This is a genomic window from Pseudomonas sp. EA_65y_Pfl2_P74 (assembly GCF_963970575.1).
GTDB classification, from domain to species: domain Bacteria; phylum Pseudomonadota; class Gammaproteobacteria; order Pseudomonadales; family Pseudomonadaceae; genus Aquipseudomonas; species Aquipseudomonas baetica_A.
The window spans coordinates 25229-44044 of record NZ_CAXAOQ010000038.1 but is presented as its reverse complement, the minus strand read 5'-3'; the positions used below and the strand labels follow the sequence as shown (position 1 = coordinate 44044).

Below are 18816 nucleotides of genomic sequence, written 5' to 3'. Positions count from 1 at the left end.
GCTGGGGCTTTGTGGGCCGTACAGTAACAGCTTGTATGGACAGGAAAAAGATAGCGGCTTAATGCTGTGTTAATACAAAAAAAGATCGCAGCCTTCGTCAGCGCCTGTCGGGGTCAATGCAGGCGCTGACGAAGGCTGCGATCTTTTGATATCAAATCAATGCGGCTGATAAACCGTGAGCATCTGCCCAGGCTTCAAGGCCTTGCCAGTGCCCGGATTCCAGCGCTTGAGGTGCTGCATCTCAACGTTGAAACGCTTGGCCACTCTGTACAGCGAGTCGCCTTGCTTGACCTTGTACTGGGTCCGCTGCTTGCTGGCGTTTTTGCCTTTGGTCTTGCTGTTGGCGGCGACAACGGTGTTGACCCGGCCACTGCTGCGCGAAGGGCTGCGCCTGGTGGTGTCCCGCATGACCAGGGTCTGGCCGATCTTGAGGTTATGGCCGGTCAGTTTGTTCCAGCGTTGCAGGTCCTTCACCTGGACCTTGTTGGCCTTGGCAATGGAACCGAGGTTGTCTCCACGCTTCACGCGATAGGCGCGCTTGAGCTGGGCCACTTCGCCAGGGTCGGCACCGTCGAATACCGGCTTCAACGAACGAGGACTCATCAGCTCTTCAGGTCGCATGGTCTGCAGGCTGGCGGTCAGCAGTTGCGCCTTGGACGTAGGCACCAGCAGATGCTGAGGACCGTCGATGGTGGTGCGCTGCTTGAAGGCCGGGTTGAGCTGGAACAGTTCGTCTTCGTCGATGTTGGCAACGGCAGCGACCTTGGACAGGTCCATGCGGTGGTTGATTTCGACGACCTGGAAATAGGGTTCGTTGGCGATCGGGTTGAGGTTCACACCGTAGGCTTCCGGCGTCAGCACCACTTGCGACAGTGCGAGAAGCTTTGGCACGTACGCCTGGGTTTCCGCTGGCAATGGCAGGTTCCAGTAATCCGTTGGCAGGCCGAGTTTCTCGTTGCGCTCGATCGCGCGGCTGACCGTGCCTTCACCGGCGTTGTAGGCCGCGAGGGCCAACAACCAGTCACCGTTGAACATGTCGTGCAGGCGGGTCAGATAATCCAGCGCCGCCGTGGTCGAGGCGGTGATGTCTCGACGGCCATCGTAGAAGCGGGTTTGACGCAGGTTGAAGTAACGCCCGGTGGAGGGGATGAATTGCCAGAGGCCCACCGCATTGGACCGAGAGTAGGCCATCGGGTTGTAGGCGCTCTCGATCACTGGCAGCAAGGCCAGTTCCAGCGGCATGTTGCGTTCTTCGAGGCGTTCGACGATGTAGTGAATGTAGAGGCTGCCGCGTTCGCCGGCATTTTCGAGGAAAGAGGGATTGCTGGCGAACCACAGGCGCTGCTGCTCGATGCGCGGGTTCACGCCCAGGCCATCCTGCAACTGGAAGCCTTCGCGCATGCGCTCCCAGACATCCTGAGGCGCCTGTTGGCTGGCCTTTTCGGTCAGCCAGATCGGCTTCTGTTTGGCTCGCGCAGCGATGTTCGGCGTATGGGTCGCTTCAGTCTGCGGTGCATGGCTGGAGCAGCCCGCCAGCGTGGCGGACACAGCCACCGCGATGGCTTGCGCCAAGCGGGTCAATGCGTCTGAATTGACGGACTTACGTATTGATGACGACATTGGCTGGAAGTAAGTTCCGGGCAAAAATGTCGGGCGATTCTAGAAAGCACACCCCCTGAGGTCAACCTTTCAGAATTTTTGTACCAAGCGGTGAGGTACTTAGAACTTATCTTTCCAGGCCCGCAGAGCCGCAAAAACCTCACTCGGCGCCCGGTTTTGAGCGCCTTCCCGTTCGTCCACTTTTTGTGTAACCAATCTTTCTCCGGTGCGCAAAAAGGGATTCGTGAGTTTTTCAAGGGCCAGGGTCGAAGGCAGGGTCATGACGTTGTTCTGCCGATGCTGAATGACTTTTTCCAGACGAGCGGCGATGTCCGGGTTGCTCGGCTCGACCGCTGCGGCGAACTTGAGATTGCTCAGTGTGTATTCATGCGTGCAATAGACCAGCGTATCTTCCGGTAAAGCGGCGAGGCGGCTCAGCGAGTGGTGCATCTGCTGCGGCGTGCCTTCGAACAACCGGCCGCAACCAGCGGCGAACAGGGTGTCGCCGCAGAACAGCAAACCGTGGTGGTAATAGGCAATGTGTCCCAGTGTGTGACCGGGCACCGCGTAGACATCGAAGTCCCAGCCGAGCACGTTGACGGTGTCGTTGTCATTGAGCGCCACATCCCGCGCTGGAATGTTTTCGCTGGCCGGGCCGTAAACGGTTGCGCCGCAGGCGTTCTTCAAGCGCTCGACGCCGCCGACGTGGTCGTGGTGATGGTGGGTGATCAGAATGTCGCTCAACACCCAGCCCGGATGGGCAGCAAGCCACGCCTGGACCGGCGCGGCATCGCCCGGATCGACCACGGCACAACGCTGGGTACGGTGATCCTGTAACAACCAGATGTAGTTGTCGGTGAAGGCGGGCAGGGCACTGATCTGTATCATCGTCGGAATTCGCCAAGCGGAAAACATTGGCGCATCTTAGTGGTTCCTGGCGCGTTGGAGAATGACATGACCGATAAAGCGTTCGCTCAGGCTGATCCGGACTGGCTGGCGTTGATCAGCGCCGCCCGTGAATGGTTGTCGAGCCCGATCGGGCAATTTCTGCTGGATGAAGAGCGGCGCATGCTCGAAGACGAGTTGGGTCGCTTTTTTGGGGGCTACCTGGTGCATTACGGCCCGTCCGCCGACAATCCGCCCTCGGCACCGCAGGTGCAGCGCAACGTCCGTCTTGGTGCGCCATTGCCCGGTGTCGAGATCGTCTGCGAAGAGCAAGCCTGGCCGCTGAGCGAGCATGCCGCCGACGTGGTGGTGATGCAGCATGGGCTGGATTTCTGTCTGTCGCCCCACGGCCTGTTGCGTGAAGCGGCGAGCAGCGTGCGCCCCGGCGGGCATCTGCTGATCATCGGCATCAATCCCTGGAGCTCTTGGGGTTTGCGTCACGTATTCGCCCATGACGCCTTGCGCCAGGCTCGCTGCATCTCGCCCTCACGGGTTGCCGACTGGCTCAATCTGCTCGGCTTTGCGCTGGAGAAACGCCGCTTCGGGTGCTATCGTCCGCCGCTCGCGTCGCCCAAGTGGCAGGCCCGTCTGGCGGGTTGGGAACGCAAGGCCGGTGACTGGCAGCTGTCGGGCGGCGGCTTCTACTTATTGGTGGCGCGCAAGATTGTGGTCGGTCTGCGACCGGTGCGCCAGCAACGTCGCGAACCGATGGGCAAGCTGATTCCGCTGCCGATGGCCAAGGTCAATCGTCGCCGTATCGAACCGTAAACCTTCTTTTTCTAAGTGGCCGGACTCGCTCCGGCCGCGGCCATCATCGATCCACGATGGGTGGGGCCACGCATTTTTTTCTGGATAGATTGGCATGAGCGAAAGCGTCGATAGCGTAGAACTTTTCACTGACGGCGCCTGCAAGGGCAACCCCGGACCGGGCGGCTGGGGCGCGTTGCTGGTATGCAAGGGCGTCGAAAAGGAACTGTGGGGCGGCGAAGCCAATACCACCAACAACCGCATGGAGCTGCTTGGTGCCATCCGTGGCCTCGAAGCATTGAAGCGTCCGTGCGAAGTGCTGCTGGTGACCGACTCGCAATACGTGATGAAGGGCATCAACGAGTGGATGGCCAACTGGAAAAAGCGCGGCTGGAAAACCGCTGCGAAAGAGCCGGTAAAGAACGCCGATCTGTGGAAAGAGCTGGATGAACAAGTCAATCGCCACAATGTCACCTGGAAGTGGGTGCGTGGGCACATCGGCCATCACGGCAACGAACGGGCTGACCAGTTGGCCAACCGTGGTGTAGACGACGTGCGCGGCTACAAGCAGACCTGATTCCACCGAAACGGTGTACCTGAAACACCTTGGTGAGCGTGTTAACATCGCCGCTTTTGCACGATTGCCCCCGTTGAGAGCTGAACACTGATGGCCACCAGATCCGTTGTACTCGATACCGAAACCACCGGCATGCCGGTGACCGATGGTCACCGGATTATCGAAATCGGTTGTGTCGAACTGATCGGTCGGCGCCTGACGGGCCGGCACTTCCACGTTTACCTGCAACCGGATCGCGAGAGTGACGAAGGCGCCATCGGCGTCCACGGCATCACCAATGAATTTCTGGCGGGCAAACCGCGGTTTGCCGAAGTCGCTGATGAGTTCTTCGAGTTCATCAAAGGCGCACAACTGATCATCCATAACGCGGCGTTCGACGTTGGCTTCATCAACAACGAATTTGCCTTGATGGGTCAGCAGGATCGTGCCGACATCACGCAGCATTGTTCGATCCTCGATACCCTGATGATGGCCCGGGAGCGTCACCCGGGGCAGCGCAACAGCCTCGATGCGTTGTGCAAACGTTATGGCGTCGACAACTCCGGCCGTGAACTGCACGGCGCCTTGCTCGACTCGGAGATTCTCGCCGACGTTTACCTGACCATGACCGGTGGCCAGACCAGCCTGTCGCTGGCCGGCAATGCTTCCGACGGTAATGGTACGGGTGATGGCGCGGACAACTCCGCCACGGAAATCCGTCGGCTGCCGGCCGATCGTCAGCCGGCACGAATCATTCGTGCGACGGAAGATGAGCTGGCGGCACACCAGGTACGCCTGGAGATCATCGCCAAGTCGGCCGGTGGCCCGGCGCTTTGGACGCAAATCGCAGAAGCGGACGCACAGGGCTGAAAGATCATCGCCTCGTGGAAGTACTGACAAGTGGCCACCCTCGCCACTTTCGCTGCAACCCTCTACCCTGAGTGCATGGGTGGATTCAAATCCGCCGCCTCAGGACACTGAGCCTCATGTACAAAGATTTGAAGTTTCCGGTGTTGATCGTCCATCGCGACATCAAGGCCGATACGGTCGCCGGCGAGCGTATTCGCGGTATCGCCCGGGAATTGGAACAGGAAGGTTTCAATATCGTTTCGGCCACCGACTATGCCGAAGGGCGCCTGGTGGCATCGACTCATCATGGTCTGGCGTGCATGCTGATCGCCGCCGAAGACGCCAGCACCAATTCACATCTGTTGCAGAACATGGCCGAACTGATCGGCCTGGCCCGGGTGCGCGCGCCGGACCTGCCGATCTTTGCCCTGGGTGAACAGGTCACGCTGGAAAACGCCCCGGCCGATGCCATGGCCGAACTCAATCAATTGCGCGGCATCCTTTACCTGTTTGAAGACACGGTGCCGTTCCTGGCCCGACAAGTCGCACGGGCGGCGCGCAAGTATCTCGACGGTTTGCTACCGCCGTTTTTCAAGGCGCTGGTGCAGCACACCGCCGATTCCAATTATTCCTGGCACACCCCCGGTCATGGCGGCGGCGTGGCGTATCACAAGAGTCCGGTAGGGCAGGCGTTTCACCAGTTCTTTGGCGAAAATACCCTGCGTTCGGATTTGTCGGTTTCGGTGCCAGAGCTCGGTTCATTGCTTGATCACACGGGGCCGCTCGCTGAAGCGGAAGAGCGTGCAGCACGTAATTTCGGCGCTGATCACACCTTTTTCGTGATCAATGGCACCTCGACGGCCAACAAGATTGTCTGGCATTCGATGGTGGCGCGCGACGATCTGGTGCTGGTGGATCGCAACTGCCACAAGTCGGTGCTGCACGCGATCATCATGACCGGCGCGATCCCGTTGTACCTGTGTCCGGAGCGCAACGAACTGGGGATCATCGGTCCGATTCCGCTGAGCGAGTTCAGTCGCGAATCGATTCAGGCGAAGATCGACGCCAGCCCGCTGACCCAGGGTCGTGCGCCGAAAGTCAAACTGGCAGTGGTGACCAATTCGACCTACGACGGCCTCTGTTACAACGCCGAATTGATCAAGCAAAGCCTTGGCAACAGCGTCGAAGTGCTGCATTTCGACGAGGCGTGGTACGCCTATGCAGCGTTTCACGAATTCTTCGCCGGACGTTACGGCATGGCCACTTCGCGTAGCGCCGACAGCCCATTGGTGTTCACCACCCACTCCACCCATAAGCTGCTCGCTGCGTTCAGTCAGGCTTCGATGATTCATGTGCAGGACGGCGGTGCGCGGCAACTGGATCGCGACCGCTTCAACGAAGCGTTCATGATGCACATCTCCACTTCGCCGCAGTACAGCATCATTGCCTCGCTCGACGTGGCGTCGGCCATGATGGAAGGCCCGGCCGGGCGCTCGCTGTTGCAGGAAACCTTCGACGAAGCGCTGAGTTTCCGTCGGGCGCTGGCCAATCTGCGTCAGCACATCGCTGCTGATGACTGGTGGTTCTCGATCTGGCAGCCGCCAGGTGTCGAGGGCATCGACCGTGTGCAAACCGAAGACTGGTTGCTGCAACCGGATGCTGACTGGCACGGTTTCGGCGAGGTCAGCGACGACTATGTACTGCTTGACCCGATCAAGGTCACGTTGGTGATGCCGGGGTTGAATGCCGGTGGCGCGTTGAGCGAGAGGGGGATTCCGGCCGCCGTGGTCAGCAAGTTCCTCTGGGAGCGCGGGCTGGTGGTGGAGAAGACCGGTCTGTACTCGTTTCTGGTGCTGTTCTCCATGGGCATCACCAAAGGCAAATGGAGCACGCTGATCACCGAGTTGCTGGAGTTCAAGCGCAGTTACGACGCTAATGTCGGTCTGGCAACGTGCCTGCCGTGCGTTGCACAGGAGGACACCGCACGCTATCGCGGTATGGGCCTGCGTGACTTGTGCGATCAATTGCATGCCTGCTATCGCAGCAATGCCACTGCCAAACACCTCAAGCGCATGTACACCGTAATGCCGCAAATCGCCATGAAGCCTGCCCATGCCTATGATCATCTGGTGCGCGGTGAAGTCGAGGCCGTACCGATCGACGAGCTGGAAGGGCGGATTGCTGCGGTGATGCTGGTACCGTATCCACCGGGAATCCCGTTGATCATGCCCGGCGAGCGTTTTAGCGAGTCGACTCGCTCGATCATCGATTACCTGAAATTTGCCCGCACGTTCGATAGCAGCTTTCCCGGTTTTGTCGCCGATGTGCATGGACTGCAACATGAAGACCAAGGCAATGGACGGCACTACACCGTCGATTGCGTCAAGGAATGAGGACTTTTCCCAGTATGCAACCGGTCATGAATCCGAAATACCCAGGGCTGTCGGTGCGTGTCGCCGATGAAGGCTTTGCAGCTTATATCTGGGGCAGCGACTTCAGCTTTGAGGTCGCAGCGTATGGCGCCGCGGTGATCGGCAAGCCGGTGGAGCAGTGGTCGATGACGACGATTGTCCCTTACCGCAAGTGTTACGGCATTGATCCGGAGGAGTTCAGCAGCTACCGCGATGCGGCGGACAGCGCGATTTTCATGGCATACCTCGACGACGAACCGGTCGGCCATCTGGTCATCAGCACCAACTGGAATGGCTTTGCCCATATCGATGAGTTGGCGGTGCACGCGCCGGCCCGTCGCCACGGTGTAGCGAAGGCGTTGCTGGATGTGGCGCAATTCTGGAGTCGCAAAAAGAAGCTGCCGGGGATCATGCTGGAAACCCAGAACAATAACCTCGGTGCTTGTCGGCTTTATGAGCGCTGTGGGTATGTGATCGGTGGTGTCGACCAGTTACGCTATCGCGGCATCGACCCGAACACCGCCGAGGTGGCGCTGTTCTGGTATCGACTGTTCGATAATCCGCTGGAAAATTCAGTTAGCTCGTCAGCATCGCCTCGGCTTGTTCCGTGACGATGGCCAGTAAGGTCTGGATCGCCGATGACGGCGCGGCGTGCTTGAAGGTCAAGGCGTAGAGGCTGATCGTTATGGCGGGCGATAGCGGGCAGGTATCAAGCCCGGCGGAGCGTGCGCCCAATGCGGTGAACGGATCGACAATGGCCAGACCTTCGCCGGCCTCGACCATGCTGCGCATCATTTGATGGGTTTGCACGCGGGTCTGGATGCTCGGCGCCGGGCGTAAGGCCTGGAGTTTGTTTTCCAGTGCCGGGCTCAGCGGATCCTCACGTTCGAGGCCGATCATCGCCTGTCCCGCCATGTCCTGCAGGGAAATGTACTTCTGCTTCGGTTGCAGCCAGCCATGAGGCGCAAGCAATTGCAGCTTGCCTTGGGCCAATGGCTGGCAATGAATGTCGGGATGGTCGGGATCGTGCAGGCTCAAACCCAGATCACATTCACGCAGCAAAAGGCTGCGGACGATGTCCCGGGTCGGGGCACTCAACAGGCTGCAAGGTGCATCCGGCAGGCGTCGACGCAGTGAGGCGAGGCTTTGTGGCAATAATTGCTGGGCCAGCGCAGGGGTGCCGATGATGCGCACCGGCGGGGCGAGGTATTGTTTGAGGCTGCTGGCCAGGCGTTGCACAGGTTCCAGCGCTTCATAGACGTGAGCGATTTCCACCTGCAACGCCCGAGCCTCGGGCGTCGGTTGCAGGCGCCCGCGAACGCTGGCGAACAGCATGAACCCCAAATGACTCTCGGCCTCGCGCAAACGCTCTTCGACCTCGGCCAGCGGCAACTGCAACCATTCGGCGGCAGTGCCCATATGACCGGCCTGCAAAAGCGCCTGAATCACTTCGATATGACGTAAACGCATGCGTGAAGTCCATGTTCAGCAGGTGGGGTCAGTGGCTGAATCCTACCCCAAGTCTGCGCATATGACTTCTGCTCATAACAGTCAGTTATGAAGCGACGGTTGGTTCAGGTTCGCGAGTCAGGGTGACACCCGATTGAACCAGCAAAAACTCGTTGTCACTGACCTTGTTGACGCGATCGCCAATGGCCAGTTTGTATGTGGTGACAGGCTCCGAGCCGGTAAAACCGTCCGCTGACGGAGTGGATTCCTGGAACTCATGCACCGAATAAACGCGGCCTTCCGCATCTCTTGCATGGAACTGACCGACCAGTACTGCTGCCATCTGCTTAGAACCTCTGGAGATAAAACGCTTGATTTGCGGCTTGGTAGACCGTCATCAAGGCCTGTAAGTTTTCCTACAGGAGAAAAATAATCAGCACGCGGGTATTTCCCGAGTCCGCTGGTGAAACTGTCATCGAATCATCTATAACTACTGGCTTCTTCCACTGACAATCGAGAGTCTTCCATGAGCAATGTCTACAACGTCGCCGTAGTGGTCGGTAGTCTTCGCAAAGCGTCGATCAACCGTAAAGTCGCCCTTGCACTGGCCGAGCTGGCTCCGGCTAACCTCAAGCTTGAGATTGTCGAAATCGGCGATCTGCCACTCTATAACGAAGACATTGACGGTGATTCACCGCCGGCAGCCTACAGCACTTTTCGACAAAAGGTGGGTTCATCCGACGCGGTGCTGTTTGTGACGCCGGAGTACAACCGCTCGGTGCCTGCACCGTTGAAAAATGCGATCGACGTTGGCTCGCGGCCTTACGGCAAGAGCGTCTGGGGCGGCAAGCCGGGCGCGGTGATCAGTGTTTCGCCAGGTGCGATCGGCGGTTTCGGCGCGAACCAGCATCTGCGTCAGTCGTTTGTGTTTCTCGACGTGCCCTGCATGCAGCAGCCAGAGGCCTATCTGGGCGGTGCGGGGGCGGCGTTTGATGAGGCGGGCAAGCTGAGTGAGACGGTGAAACCGTTTCTGCAGAAGTTCATCGATGCGTACGGGCTCTTTGTGGCACAACACAAGAAATGAGTTAATCGTTTCTCCGGATGTACACCGGAAACTGTGGGAGCGGGCTTGCTCGCGAAAGCGTAGTGTCAGATAGCAACTTTTTGTCTGACCTGCGGCCTTCGCGAGCAAGCCCGCTCCCACATGTGGATCCCTAACCATTTGATTGTTGAAGGCTGTCGAGAATGCTCGCTGCGTCACTGATTTTCCTGCTGACCATCACCCTTGTCATCTGGCAACCCAAAGGTCTTGGCGTCGGCTGGAGTGCGACGTTGGGCGCCGTGCTGGCGCTGATCTTCGGCGTGGTGCATCTGAGCGACATCCCCCTGGTATGGCAAATCATCTGGAACGCCACCGGCACTTTCGTCGCGCTGATCATCATCAGCCTGTTACTCGATGAGGCCGGGTTTTTTGCCTGGGCCGCGCTGCATGTGGCGCGATGGGGGCGGGGCAGCGGGCGCAAGCTGTTTGCCTTTATGGTGTTGCTCGGTGCGCTGGTGTCGGCATTGTTTGCCAATGACGGTGCCGCACTGATCCTCACGCCGATTGTGATTTCGATGTTGCTGGCGCTGCGCTTTTCTCCGGCGGCCACCCTTGCGTTCGTCATGGGTGCCGGGTTCATTGCCGATACCGCGAGCCTGCCGCTGGTGGTGTCGAATCTGGTCAACATCGTTTCGGCAGACTTTTTCAATATCGGCTTCAATCGCTATGCGGCGGTCATGGTGCCGGTGAACGTTGTCAGCGTCGCCGCGACGCTGGCGATGTTGCTGTGGTTTTTCCGTCGTGACATTCCCAAGGCGTACGCCCCCGAACAGCTTGAACTGCCGCACACTGCGGTTCACGACAAAGCGACGTTCTACGCCGGTTGGGGGGTGTTGGTGATCCTGTTGATCGGCTGCTTCTTCCTCGAACAACTGGGCATCCCGATCAGCGCGATATCGGCGGTCTGCGCCGCGCTGTTACTGGGTATCGCCGCCCGTGGTCACAAGATTTCAACGCGCAAGGTGCTGAAAGAAGCACCGTGGCAGATCGTGATTTTCTCGCTAGGCATGTATCTGGTTGTCTACGGCCTGCGCAATGCCGGGTTGACCGGGTATCTGGCGGGTTGGCTGGATGTTTTCGGCGGTCATGGCGTATGGGGTGCGGCAATGGGCACCGGTGTGCTGACCGCGTTGTTGTCCTCGATCATGAACAATCTGCCGACCGTTTTGATCGGGCTGCTCTCGATTGATGCCAGTCAGGCGAGCGGGGTGGTCAAGGAGGCGATGATCTATGCCAACGTGATCGGCAGTGATCTGGGGCCGAAGATCACGCCGATTGGCAGTCTGGCGACGTTGCTGTGGCTGCACGTGCTGGAACGCAAGGGGATCAGGATTGGCTGGGGGTATTACTTCAAGGTGGGGATTGTGCTGACGGCACCGGTTTTATTGGTGACGTTGGCGGCTTTGGCTGTGCGGTTATCCCTTTAGACCGAGTCGGCACCCATCGCTGGTTTGCCAGCGATGGGTGGCGAACAGGCACTGCAAATTTTCAGGCTTGGCCAGGCACATTCGGCCAAAGATCCGAGACCAGAAACAACCGCTCCGCTTCCTCCCATTCCCCGCGCGCATTCTCAATCAGCCGCACCATTAACTGCGCCGGGGCTAGCGGTTCCAAACCCTCCAGCCACATTTGCAAGTGTTCTTCCTTCCAGGTCTGTTCCACCGGGTAGTGCGCCGGTGCCAGCCAGGCATGGCGGGGCAGGGGTTGCCAGCGTCCGGCCGGGCGTTGCGCGACGAACGCCGGCCAATCCTTCTGATGCAACCAACTGCCGCGCAAATGTTGTGGGTGGGCACCCCGCGGCGATTGCGCTTGCCCCGGCCACGGATACAACAGATAACCACCGAGCCACAGCTGCGCACTGAACACCTCGATATCCAGCGCTGCCAGGACTTCGCGACTTTCCGGGCGCGTGGAAATCGGCAGTTGATGCTCGGCCAGATGCGCCAGCTTGCGATCCAGTCGATCATGGCAACCGGGCCCCAGCCATTGCGCCGGATCATGACCATCGCCGTTTTGCGGGCCGAGGTAGAGCTTGATTGCCAGCTCCAGGTGATGCACGCCGTCGCGGTCACGCAGCAACATGTCCAGTTCGCCGAGGGTATGGCCACCCCGGCGAATCGGCAGGTTGGCGGCGATCAGTTCGATACCCGGTGCATGTTGCACAGCAAACTGCCACAACCGCTCGTAATAAAGGCCCAACCGCCGCGTGCGTGCCTGGGACAGCCAGTGCAGCAATCCGTAACTGTCACGGTCGAGCTGACGCAGCCAGTGTTCCAGGCGCCCGGGATCGGCGACCCAATCGCTGCCGGCCAGCGGATGACGCTGCGGCCATGGCGTTGTGGCCAGCATCGGCGGGGCGAGGATCACCCACGCCAGATCGCGCACTTCGGGATGGCGTAACTGGTGGGGCAACTGGAGCAAGTCAGGAAATAGGATCATCTTGCGAGCATAGCCTTAAACACGGGCACACCCTTGAGGCTGAAAGGATTTTGTCTATCGCAGGCTTTCGCCCATAATCGTGCTTTTCGCGTTTTCGATTGTCCGCAGAGGTCCCATGGAGCAATTTCGCAATATCGGCATCATCGGTCGCCTGGGCAGTTCCCAGGTGCTGGATACCGTCCGCCGACTGAAACGGTTTCTGCTCGATCGTCACCTGCATGTGATCCTCGAAGACACCATTGCTGAAGTTCTGCCCGGCCACGGCCTGCAAACTTCGTCGCGCAAGATGCTCGGCGAAGTCTGCGACATGGTCATCGTCGTCGGCGGCGACGGCAGCCTGCTCGGCGCTGCCCGGGCGCTGGCGCGGCACAACATTCCGGTGCTCGGGATCAACCGTGGCAGCCTCGGGTTCCTCACCGACATTCGCCCCGATGAGCTGGAAGTCGAAGTCGCCAAGGTGCTCGACGGCCATTACCTGGTGGAAAACCGCTTTTTGCTGCAAGCCGAAGTCCGCCGCCATGCCGAAGCCATCGGCCAGGGCGATGCGCTGAACGACGTGGTGTTGCACCCTGGCAAGTCGACGCGGATGATCGAGTTCGAGCTGTACATCGACGGCCAGTTCGTCTGCAGCCAGAAGGCTGACGGCCTGATCGTCGCCACGCCCACCGGTTCTACCGCCTATGCGCTGTCTGCCGGCGGACCGATCATGCATCCCAAACTCGATGCCATTGTGATCGTGCCGATGTACCCCCATATGTTGTCGAGCAGGCCAATTGTGGTCGATGGCAACAGTGAGCTGAAAATCGTCGTGTCGAAAAACATGCAGATCTACCCGCAGGTCTCCTGCGATGGGCAGAACCACTTCACCTGCGCGCCGGGCGACACCATCACCGTCAGCAAGAAAGCGCAGAAGCTGCGACTGATTCACCCGCTCGACCACAACTACTACGAAGTCTGCCGCACCAAGCTCGGCTGGGGCAGCAAGCTGGGTGGTGGAGGCGACTGATGCTCGATCCCGCGCGCAGTTATGACCTGATTGGTGACGTGCACGGATGCGCCCTGACCCTGGAACACTTGCTTGACCGACTCGGTTATCACAAGCAGGGCGGGGTCTGGCGGCATCCATCGCGCATGGCCGTGTTCGTCGGCGACATCATCGACCGTGGCCCGCGGATTCGCGAGGCGCTGCACATCGTTCATGACATGGTCGAGGCCGGTCAGGCGTTGTGCATCATGGGCAACCACGAATTCAATGCGCTGGGCTGGAGCACCCCGGCGCCTCCGGGCAGCGGCAAGCAGTTCGTGCGTGAGCACACGCCGCGTCATGCGCGTTTGCTTCATGAAACCCTGACTCAGTTCGAAGATCATCCCGGCGACTGGCACGACTTTCAGCAGTGGTTCTATGAACTGCCGCTGGTGGTGGACGCCGGGCGTTTCCGTGTCGTGCATGCCTGCTGGGACGCCGGCCTGATCGAACCGTTGCGCGGCCTGTTTCCCGATGCGCGTATCGATGAGCATTTCCTCCAGGCTTCGGCGGTGCCCGGCAGCTTTGCCTGCACGGTGTTCGACCGCCTCCTGCGTGGCACCGACATGCGCCTGCCCGGGGGCCAGACCATGACCAGTGGCGACGGTCTGGTGCGTTCGTTCTTCCGCACCAAGTTCTGGGAAGACGATCCGAAAACCTACGGCGACATCGTCTTCCAGCCTGATGCGCTGCCGGAACCGGTGGCACGGACGCCGCTGACCTCTACCGAAAAAAACTCCCTGCTGCGCTATGGCGTCGACGAGCCGTTGCTGTTCGTCGGCCACTACTGGCGCAGCGGCAAACCGGCGCCGATCCGCCCCAACCTCGCGTGTCTGGATTACAGCGCGGTGCTCTACGGCAAACTCGTCGCCTATCGTCTGGATCAGGAAACCCGCCTCGATCCGGCTAAATTCGTCTGGGTCGATGTCGAGCGGCCGGAGGTGCTGCAATGAGTGCGATAGCGGTATTGCGTTTGCCACTGGCGGTGGATTTGAGTGGTTTTGTCCAGTTGCTGCAACGGATGCAAGTGCCACATCGAGTCAGCGAAGAGGCGGGCGAGCAAGTGCTGTGGGCGCCTGCGGAAATCAGCGAAGACGTGCGCTCGCTTTACGAACGCTTCCCGGCCGGCGATCCAGATCAGCAACTGGACATTCCCGTGGCCCAGACACTCAAGCGTCCAAGCTTCGTCGAACAGTTGAAATATGCCAAAGCCACGGGGTTTATCCTGCTGCTGTGCCTGATTGTGGGCGGCCTGACTTACCTGGGCGAAAACCTGCAGACCTTGCGCTGGCTCACCTTTCTCGATTTTCGGGTGGTCGGCGATTACATCCATTTCACGCCGCTGGCTGATAGCTTGGCGGCGGGGCAGTGGTGGCGCTTGTTTACGCCAATGCTGATTCACTTCGGCATTCTCCACCTGGCCATGAACGGCATGTGGTACTGGGAACTGGGGCGGCGCATCGAGTCGCGCCAGGGCAGCATCAATCTGCTCGGCCTGACGCTGCTGTTCAGCCTGGTGTCGAACTACGCGCAGTTTGCCTGGAGCGGCCCGAGCCTGTTCGGCGGTCTGTCCGGTGTGCTCTACGGGTTGCTGGGCCATTGCTGGATCTTCCAGTTGCTGGCGCCGAACCCGGCCTATCGTCTGCCGCGTGGCGTGCTGGTGATGATGCTGGTGTGGTTGCTGGTGTGCATGTCCGGGCTGATCTCGATGATCGGCTTCGGCGAAATCGCCAACGCCGCCCACGTCGGCGGGTTACTCATCGGATGCTTCACCGGTTTGTTGGGCGGTTTGTATAACCGCCGTAAACTGGCCGCCTCAAATTTTCAGTGAATAAAGAGCACGGAGACCCTGATGTCCTCTTTTAACGACATGATCAAAAACATCACCCCGGACATCTACGAGAGCCTGAAACTGGCCGTGGAAATCGGTAAGTGGTCCGACGGTGGCAAACTCACCGCCGAACAGCGCGAATTGTCCTTGCAGGCCATGATCGCCTGGGAAATCCAGAACCTGCCTGAAGAACAGCGCACCGGTTACATGGGCCCGCAGGAATGTGCGTCGAAGTCGATCGAAGTGCCGAATATTCTGTTCAAGTCGGATGCCATCCATTGATCGAGATTGGCCGCGGTGCAATCAGCAAAATGTCGGCGCGCCTGGACGGGCCGAACGTGCAATACGCGTTTCGTCTGGATGACGTCGAGGTGCCGGTCAATCCCATGATCGGCACCACGGTGCGTCTTGAATACCTGGGGGCGATCCATTGCACCCATTGCGGGCGCAAGACTAAAACCAGTTTCAGTCAGGGCTACTGCTATCCGTGCATGACCAAGCTGGCGCAGTGCGATATCTGCATCATGAGCCCGGAGCGCTGCCACTATGACGCCGGCACCTGCCGGGATCCGGCGTGGGGCGAGCAGTTCTGCATGACGGACCATGTGGTTTACCTGGCCAATTCGTCGGGGATCAAGGTTGGCATCACTCGTGCTACCCAATTGCCGACGCGCTGGCTCGATCAGGGGGCCAGTCAGGCGTTGCCGATCATCCGCGTCGCCACGCGGCAGCAATCGGGCTTCGTCGAAGATCTGTTGCGTAGCCAAGTGGCTGACAAGACCAATTGGCGTGCACTGCTCAAGGGCGATGCCGTCGCCGTGGATCTGGCACAGGTGCGTGATCAGTTGCTCGACACCTGCGCCGAGGGCCTGCAAGGCTTGCAGGAGCGATTCGGCCTACAGGCCATTCAGACGATTCCCGATGTCGAACCGCTGGAAATCCGCTATCCGGTCGTGCAATACCCGGCCAAAATCGTCAGCTTCAACCTGGACAAGAACCCGATTGCCGAAGGCACGCTGCTGGGGATCAAGGGCCAGTACCTGATCTTCGACACCGGCGTGATCAACATTCGTAAGTACACGGCTTATCAGCTCGCCGTGCATCAGTAAGGACTCCAGCATGCGCACCGAACAACCGAAGATGATTTACCTGAAGGACTATCAGGCGCCCGAGTACCTGATCGACGAAACACACCTGACCTTCGAGTTGTTCGAGGATCACAGCCTGGTCCACGCGCAATTGGTGATGCGCCGCAATCCGGCGCGTGGCCCGGGCCTGCCGCCGCTGGTGCTCGATGGCCAGCAACTGGAATTGCTGTCGGTGACCTTGGCCGATCAGGAACTGAGCGCTGCGGATTATCAGCTCAGTGAAAACGAACTGACCCTGCAACCGACCAGCGAAACCTTCACGCTCGACACCAGCGTCAAGATCCATCCGGAAACCAACACCGCGCTGGAAGGCCTGTACAAGTCCGGCACGATGTTCTGCACCCAGTGCGAGGCCGAAGGTTTCCGCAAGATCACCTATTACCTCGACCGCCCGGACGTGATGAGCAAGTTCACCACCACGGTGGTCGCCGAACAGCACAGCTATCCGGTGCTGCTGTCCAACGGCAATCCGATTGCTTCCGGCCCGGGCGAAGACGGCCGGCATTGGGCGACCTGGGAAGACCCGTTCATGAAGCCGGCGTACCTGTTCGCGCTGGTGGCCGGTGACTTGTGGTGCGTTGAAGACACGTTCACCACCATGACCGAGCGCAATGTGGCGCTGCGCATTTACGTCGAGCCGGAAAACATCGACAAGTGCCAGCACGCGATGAACAGCCTGAAGAAGTCGATGCGCTGGGACGAAGAGGTTTACGGTCGCGAGTACGATCTGGACATCTTCATGATCGTCGCCGTGAACGACTTCAACATGGGCGCGATGGAGAACAAAGGCCTCAACATCTTCAACTCCAGCGCCGTACTGGCCCGCGCCGAAACCGCCACCGACGCCGCGCACCAGCGGGTCGAGGCGATTGTCGCGCACGAATACTTCCACAACTGGTCGGGCAACCGCGTGACCTGCCGCGACTGGTTCCAGCTGTCGCTCAAGGAAGGCTTCACCGTGTTCCGTGATTCCGGTTTCTCCGCCGACATGAACTCCGCCACGGTCAAGCGCATACAGGACGTGGCGTACCTGCGTACCCATCAGTTCGCCGAGGATGCCGGCCCGATGGCCCACGCGGTGCGTCCGGACAGCTTCATCGAAATTTCCAACTTCTACACCTTGACCGTGTACGAAAAGGGCTCGGAAGTGGTCGGCATGATCCACACCTTGCTCGGCGCCGAAGGCTTCCGTAAGGGCAGCGATCTGTACTTCGAACGCCACGACGGCCAGGCCGTGACTTGCGACGACTTCATCAAAGCCATGGAAGATGCCAATGGCGTCGACCTGACCCAGTTCAAGCGCTGGTACAGCCAGGCCGGCACACCGCGTCTGGCGGTGAGCGAGTCTTACGACGCCGCCGCGAAAACCTACAGCCTGACGTTCCGGCAGAGCTGCCCGGAAACACCGGACAAGGTGGAAAAACTGCCGTTCCTGATTCCCGTGGAGCTGGGCCTGCTCGACAGCAAGGGCAACGCGATTGCCCTGCGGCTGGCTGGTGAAGCCGCTGCCCAAGGCTCCACTCGCGTCATTTCCGTGACCGAAGCCGAGCAGACCTTCACTTTCATCGACATCAGCGAACAGCCGTTGCCGTCACTGCTGCGTGGTTTCTCGGCGCCGGTGAAACTGAGCTTCCCGTACAGCCGCGATCAACTGATGTTCCTGATGCAGCACGACAGCGACGGCTTCAACCGCTGGGATGCCGGCCAGCAACTGTCGGTGCAGGTGCTGCAAGAGCTGATCACTCAACAGCAGAAGGGCGAAAGCCTGGTGCTTGACCCGCGCTTGATTGCCGCGCTGCGCACAGTGCTCTGCGACGAATCGCTGGATCAGGCGATGGTCGCGGAAATGCTCTCGCTGCCGGGTGAGGCGTATCTCACCGAAATCAGCGAAATAGCGGATGTCGAAGCTATCCATATCGCGCGCGAATTTGCCCGCAAACAACTGGCGGACAACCTGTTCGAAGCGCTGTGGCTACGTTATCAGGCCAACCGCGACCTATCGAAGAACACCTCGTATGTGGCCGAGGCCGAGCATTTCGCCCGTCGTGCGTTGCAGAACATCGCGCTGTCGTACCTGATGCTCAGCGGCAAGCCGGAAGTACTCGCGGCGGCGCTGGAACAGTTCGAAACAGCCGATAACATGACCGAGCGCCTGACGGCGCTGGCAGTGTTGGTCAACTCGCCGTTCGAAGAACAGAAAGCCGTGGCGCTGGCGAGTTTCGCCGAGCACTTCAAGGACAATCCGTTGGTCATGGATCAGTGGTTCAGTGTGCAGGCCGGCAGCGCGTTGCCGGGCGGTCTGGAGCGCGTGAAGGCGTTGATGCAGCACCCAGCGTTCAACATAAAAAACCCGAACAAGGTGCGTGCGCTGGTCGGCGCGTTTGCCGGACAGAACCTGATCAACTTCCACGCGGCGGATGGCTCGGGTTATCGCTTCCTGGCGGATCTTGTGATCGAACTGAACGGCTTCAACCCGCAGATCGCCTCGCGGCAATTGGCGCCACTGACGCGCTGGCGCAAATACGACAGCGCGCGGCAGGCGCTGATGAAAACCGAACTGGAGCGGATTGTGGCTTCAGGTCAGTTGTCCAGCGACGTCTATGAGGTGGTCAGCAAAAGCCTGGCTTAACGCGGATCTAAATGTGGCAGCGGGCTTGCTCGCGAAGAGGGTGTGTCAGGCACAGAGTTGTCGCCTGACATACCTCTTTCGCGAGCA

18 protein-coding genes are annotated in these 18816 nt (G+C 59.7%); 13 read left to right on the top strand and 5 right to left on the bottom strand.

From position 1 onward, the window contains the following. Positions 1 to 156: 156 nt before the first annotated feature. Positions 157 to 1620 (bottom strand): transglycosylase SLT domain-containing protein, encoded by a 1464-nt coding sequence (locus AACY18_RS25090; RefSeq protein ID WP_339466435.1) that lies wholly within the window; start codon positions 1618 to 1620, stop codon positions 157 to 159. Positions 1621 to 1719: 99 nt separating this feature from the next. Further along, positions 1720 to 2487, bottom strand: coding sequence for a hydroxyacylglutathione hydrolase (gene gloB / locus AACY18_RS25085; RefSeq protein WP_339466433.1), 768 nt, complete (start codon positions 2485 to 2487; stop codon positions 1720 to 1722). Positions 2488 to 2553: 66 nt separating this feature from the next. On the opposite strand from gloB, the gene AACY18_RS25080 reads away from it, so the two are divergent. The 5 genes from AACY18_RS25080 to AACY18_RS25060 all read left to right on the top strand — a co-directional run bounded on the left by AACY18_RS25080 (position 2554) and on the right by AACY18_RS25060 (position 7718). Next, positions 2554 to 3312 carry a class I SAM-dependent methyltransferase gene (locus AACY18_RS25080; protein WP_339433737.1) on the top strand — a complete coding sequence of 253 codons (759 nt, stop codon included), beginning with the start codon at positions 2554 to 2556 and terminating at the stop codon, positions 3310 to 3312. Positions 3313 to 3406: 94 nt separating this feature from the next. Then, positions 3407 to 3868 carry a ribonuclease HI gene (gene rnhA / locus AACY18_RS25075; protein ID WP_339466431.1) on the top strand — a complete coding sequence of 154 codons (462 nt, stop codon included), beginning with the start codon at positions 3407 to 3409 and terminating at the stop codon, positions 3866 to 3868. Positions 3869 to 3958: 90 nt separating this feature from the next. Further along, a complete protein-coding gene (gene dnaQ / locus AACY18_RS25070; protein ID WP_339466430.1) occupies positions 3959 to 4717 on the top strand; it encodes a DNA polymerase III subunit epsilon in 759 nt (252 codons plus the stop codon). Positions 4718 to 4833: 116 nt separating this feature from the next. Further along, positions 4834 to 7089, top strand: a complete 2256-nt coding sequence (locus AACY18_RS25065) for an Orn/Lys/Arg decarboxylase N-terminal domain-containing protein (protein WP_339466429.1) — start codon at positions 4834 to 4836, stop codon at positions 7087 to 7089. A gap of 14 nt (positions 7090 to 7103) precedes the next feature. Next, the gene (locus AACY18_RS25060) at positions 7104 to 7718 is read left to right on the top strand and encodes a GNAT family N-acetyltransferase (RefSeq protein WP_339433741.1); all 615 of its coding nucleotides are present in this window, start codon (positions 7104 to 7106) and stop codon (positions 7716 to 7718) included. On the opposite strand, the gene AACY18_RS25055 is transcribed toward AACY18_RS25060, so the two are convergent. Beyond that, positions 7684 to 8577 (bottom strand): LysR family transcriptional regulator, encoded by an 894-nt coding sequence (locus AACY18_RS25055; protein ID WP_339466427.1) that lies wholly within the window; start codon positions 8575 to 8577, stop codon positions 7684 to 7686. The genes AACY18_RS25060 and AACY18_RS25055 overlap by 35 nt on opposite strands. Before the next feature lie 85 nt (positions 8578 to 8662). Then, positions 8663 to 8899 carry a hypothetical protein gene (locus AACY18_RS25050; protein ID WP_221733433.1) on the bottom strand — a complete coding sequence of 79 codons (237 nt, stop codon included), beginning with the start codon at positions 8897 to 8899 and terminating at the stop codon, positions 8663 to 8665. Positions 8900 to 9082: 183 nt separating this feature from the next. Here AACY18_RS25050 and AACY18_RS25045 point away from each other — a divergent pair, with 183 nt between their 5' ends. Continuing rightward, the gene (locus AACY18_RS25045; RefSeq protein ID WP_339433743.1) at positions 9083 to 9640 is read left to right on the top strand and encodes an NADPH-dependent FMN reductase; all 558 of its coding nucleotides are present in this window, start codon (positions 9083 to 9085) and stop codon (positions 9638 to 9640) included. A gap of 161 nt (positions 9641 to 9801) precedes the next feature. Further along, complete coding sequence (locus tag AACY18_RS25040) at positions 9802 to 11085, top strand: arsenic transporter (protein ID WP_339466426.1); 1284 nt, start codon at positions 9802 to 9804, stop codon at positions 11083 to 11085. A 61-nt stretch (positions 11086 to 11146) separates the two neighbouring features. Here AACY18_RS25040 and AACY18_RS25035 read toward each other — a convergent pair whose 3' ends face one another. Then, positions 11147 to 12097 carry a DUF1853 family protein gene (locus tag AACY18_RS25035; RefSeq protein ID WP_339466425.1) on the bottom strand — a complete coding sequence of 317 codons (951 nt, stop codon included), beginning with the start codon at positions 12095 to 12097 and terminating at the stop codon, positions 11147 to 11149. 115 nt (positions 12098 to 12212) lie between these two features. Here AACY18_RS25035 and AACY18_RS25030 point away from each other — a divergent pair, with 115 nt between their 5' ends. From AACY18_RS25030 to pepN, 6 genes are read left to right on the top strand one after another with little or no spacing between them, the layout of a single operon-like run. Next, complete coding sequence (locus AACY18_RS25030) at positions 12213 to 13103, top strand: NAD(+) kinase (RefSeq protein ID WP_221733429.1); 891 nt, start codon at positions 12213 to 12215, stop codon at positions 13101 to 13103. Continuing rightward, on the top strand, positions 13100 to 14074 hold the full coding sequence (locus tag AACY18_RS25025; protein WP_401159898.1) for a metallophosphoesterase: 975 nt from the start codon (positions 13100 to 13102) through the stop codon (positions 14072 to 14074). The genes AACY18_RS25030 and AACY18_RS25025 overlap by 4 nt, the downstream gene beginning before the upstream one ends. Further along, a complete protein-coding gene (locus AACY18_RS25020; RefSeq protein ID WP_339466424.1) occupies positions 14071 to 14952 on the top strand; it encodes a rhomboid family intramembrane serine protease in 882 nt (293 codons plus the stop codon). The genes AACY18_RS25025 and AACY18_RS25020 overlap by 4 nt, the downstream gene beginning before the upstream one ends. A 21-nt stretch (positions 14953 to 14973) precedes the next feature. Beyond that, positions 14974 to 15234, top strand: coding sequence for a YeaC family protein (locus tag AACY18_RS25015; RefSeq protein ID WP_339466422.1), 261 nt, complete (start codon positions 14974 to 14976; stop codon positions 15232 to 15234). After that, positions 15231 to 16061: a DUF2797 domain-containing protein gene (locus AACY18_RS25010; protein ID WP_339433748.1), complete on the top strand. Its 831-nt coding sequence runs from the start codon at positions 15231 to 15233 to the stop codon at positions 16059 to 16061. Before AACY18_RS25015 ends, AACY18_RS25010 begins: the two co-directional genes overlap by 4 nt. Positions 16062 to 16071: 10 nt before the next feature. Further along, entirely contained in the window at positions 16072 to 18729 is a 2658-nt protein-coding gene (gene pepN, locus AACY18_RS25005) for an aminopeptidase N (RefSeq protein WP_339466421.1), read from the top strand. Positions 18730 to 18816: the final 87 nt, after the last annotated feature.

Coding starts and splice junctions, on each gene's coding strand:
- AACY18_RS25090 (WP_339466435.1), bottom strand. CDS start 1,620: ATGTCGTCATCAATACGTAAGTCCGTCAATTCAGACGCATTGACCCGC.
- gloB (WP_339466433.1), bottom strand. CDS start 2,487: ATGATACAGATCAGTGCCCTGCCCGCCTTCACCGACAACTACATCTGG.
- AACY18_RS25080 (WP_339433737.1), top strand. CDS start 2,554: ATGACCGATAAAGCGTTCGCTCAGGCTGATCCGGACTGGCTGGCGTTG.
- rnhA (WP_339466431.1), top strand. CDS start 3,407: ATGAGCGAAAGCGTCGATAGCGTAGAACTTTTCACTGACGGCGCCTGC.
- dnaQ (WP_339466430.1), top strand. CDS start 3,959: ATGGCCACCAGATCCGTTGTACTCGATACCGAAACCACCGGCATGCCG.
- AACY18_RS25065 (WP_339466429.1), top strand. CDS start 4,834: ATGTACAAAGATTTGAAGTTTCCGGTGTTGATCGTCCATCGCGACATC.
- AACY18_RS25060 (WP_339433741.1), top strand. CDS start 7,104: ATGCAACCGGTCATGAATCCGAAATACCCAGGGCTGTCGGTGCGTGTC.
- AACY18_RS25055 (WP_339466427.1), bottom strand. CDS start 8,577: ATGCGTTTACGTCATATCGAAGTGATTCAGGCGCTTTTGCAGGCCGGT.
- AACY18_RS25050 (WP_221733433.1), bottom strand. CDS start 8,899: ATGGCAGCAGTACTGGTCGGTCAGTTCCATGCAAGAGATGCGGAAGGC.
- AACY18_RS25045 (WP_339433743.1), top strand. CDS start 9,083: ATGAGCAATGTCTACAACGTCGCCGTAGTGGTCGGTAGTCTTCGCAAA.
- AACY18_RS25040 (WP_339466426.1), top strand. CDS start 9,802: ATGCTCGCTGCGTCACTGATTTTCCTGCTGACCATCACCCTTGTCATC.
- AACY18_RS25035 (WP_339466425.1), bottom strand. CDS start 12,097: ATGATCCTATTTCCTGACTTGCTCCAGTTGCCCCACCAGTTACGCCAT.
- AACY18_RS25030 (WP_221733429.1), top strand. CDS start 12,213: ATGGAGCAATTTCGCAATATCGGCATCATCGGTCGCCTGGGCAGTTCC.
- AACY18_RS25020 (WP_339466424.1), top strand. CDS start 14,071: ATGAGTGCGATAGCGGTATTGCGTTTGCCACTGGCGGTGGATTTGAGT.
- AACY18_RS25015 (WP_339466422.1), top strand. CDS start 14,974: ATGTCCTCTTTTAACGACATGATCAAAAACATCACCCCGGACATCTAC.
- pepN (WP_339466421.1), top strand. CDS start 16,072: ATGCGCACCGAACAACCGAAGATGATTTACCTGAAGGACTATCAGGCG.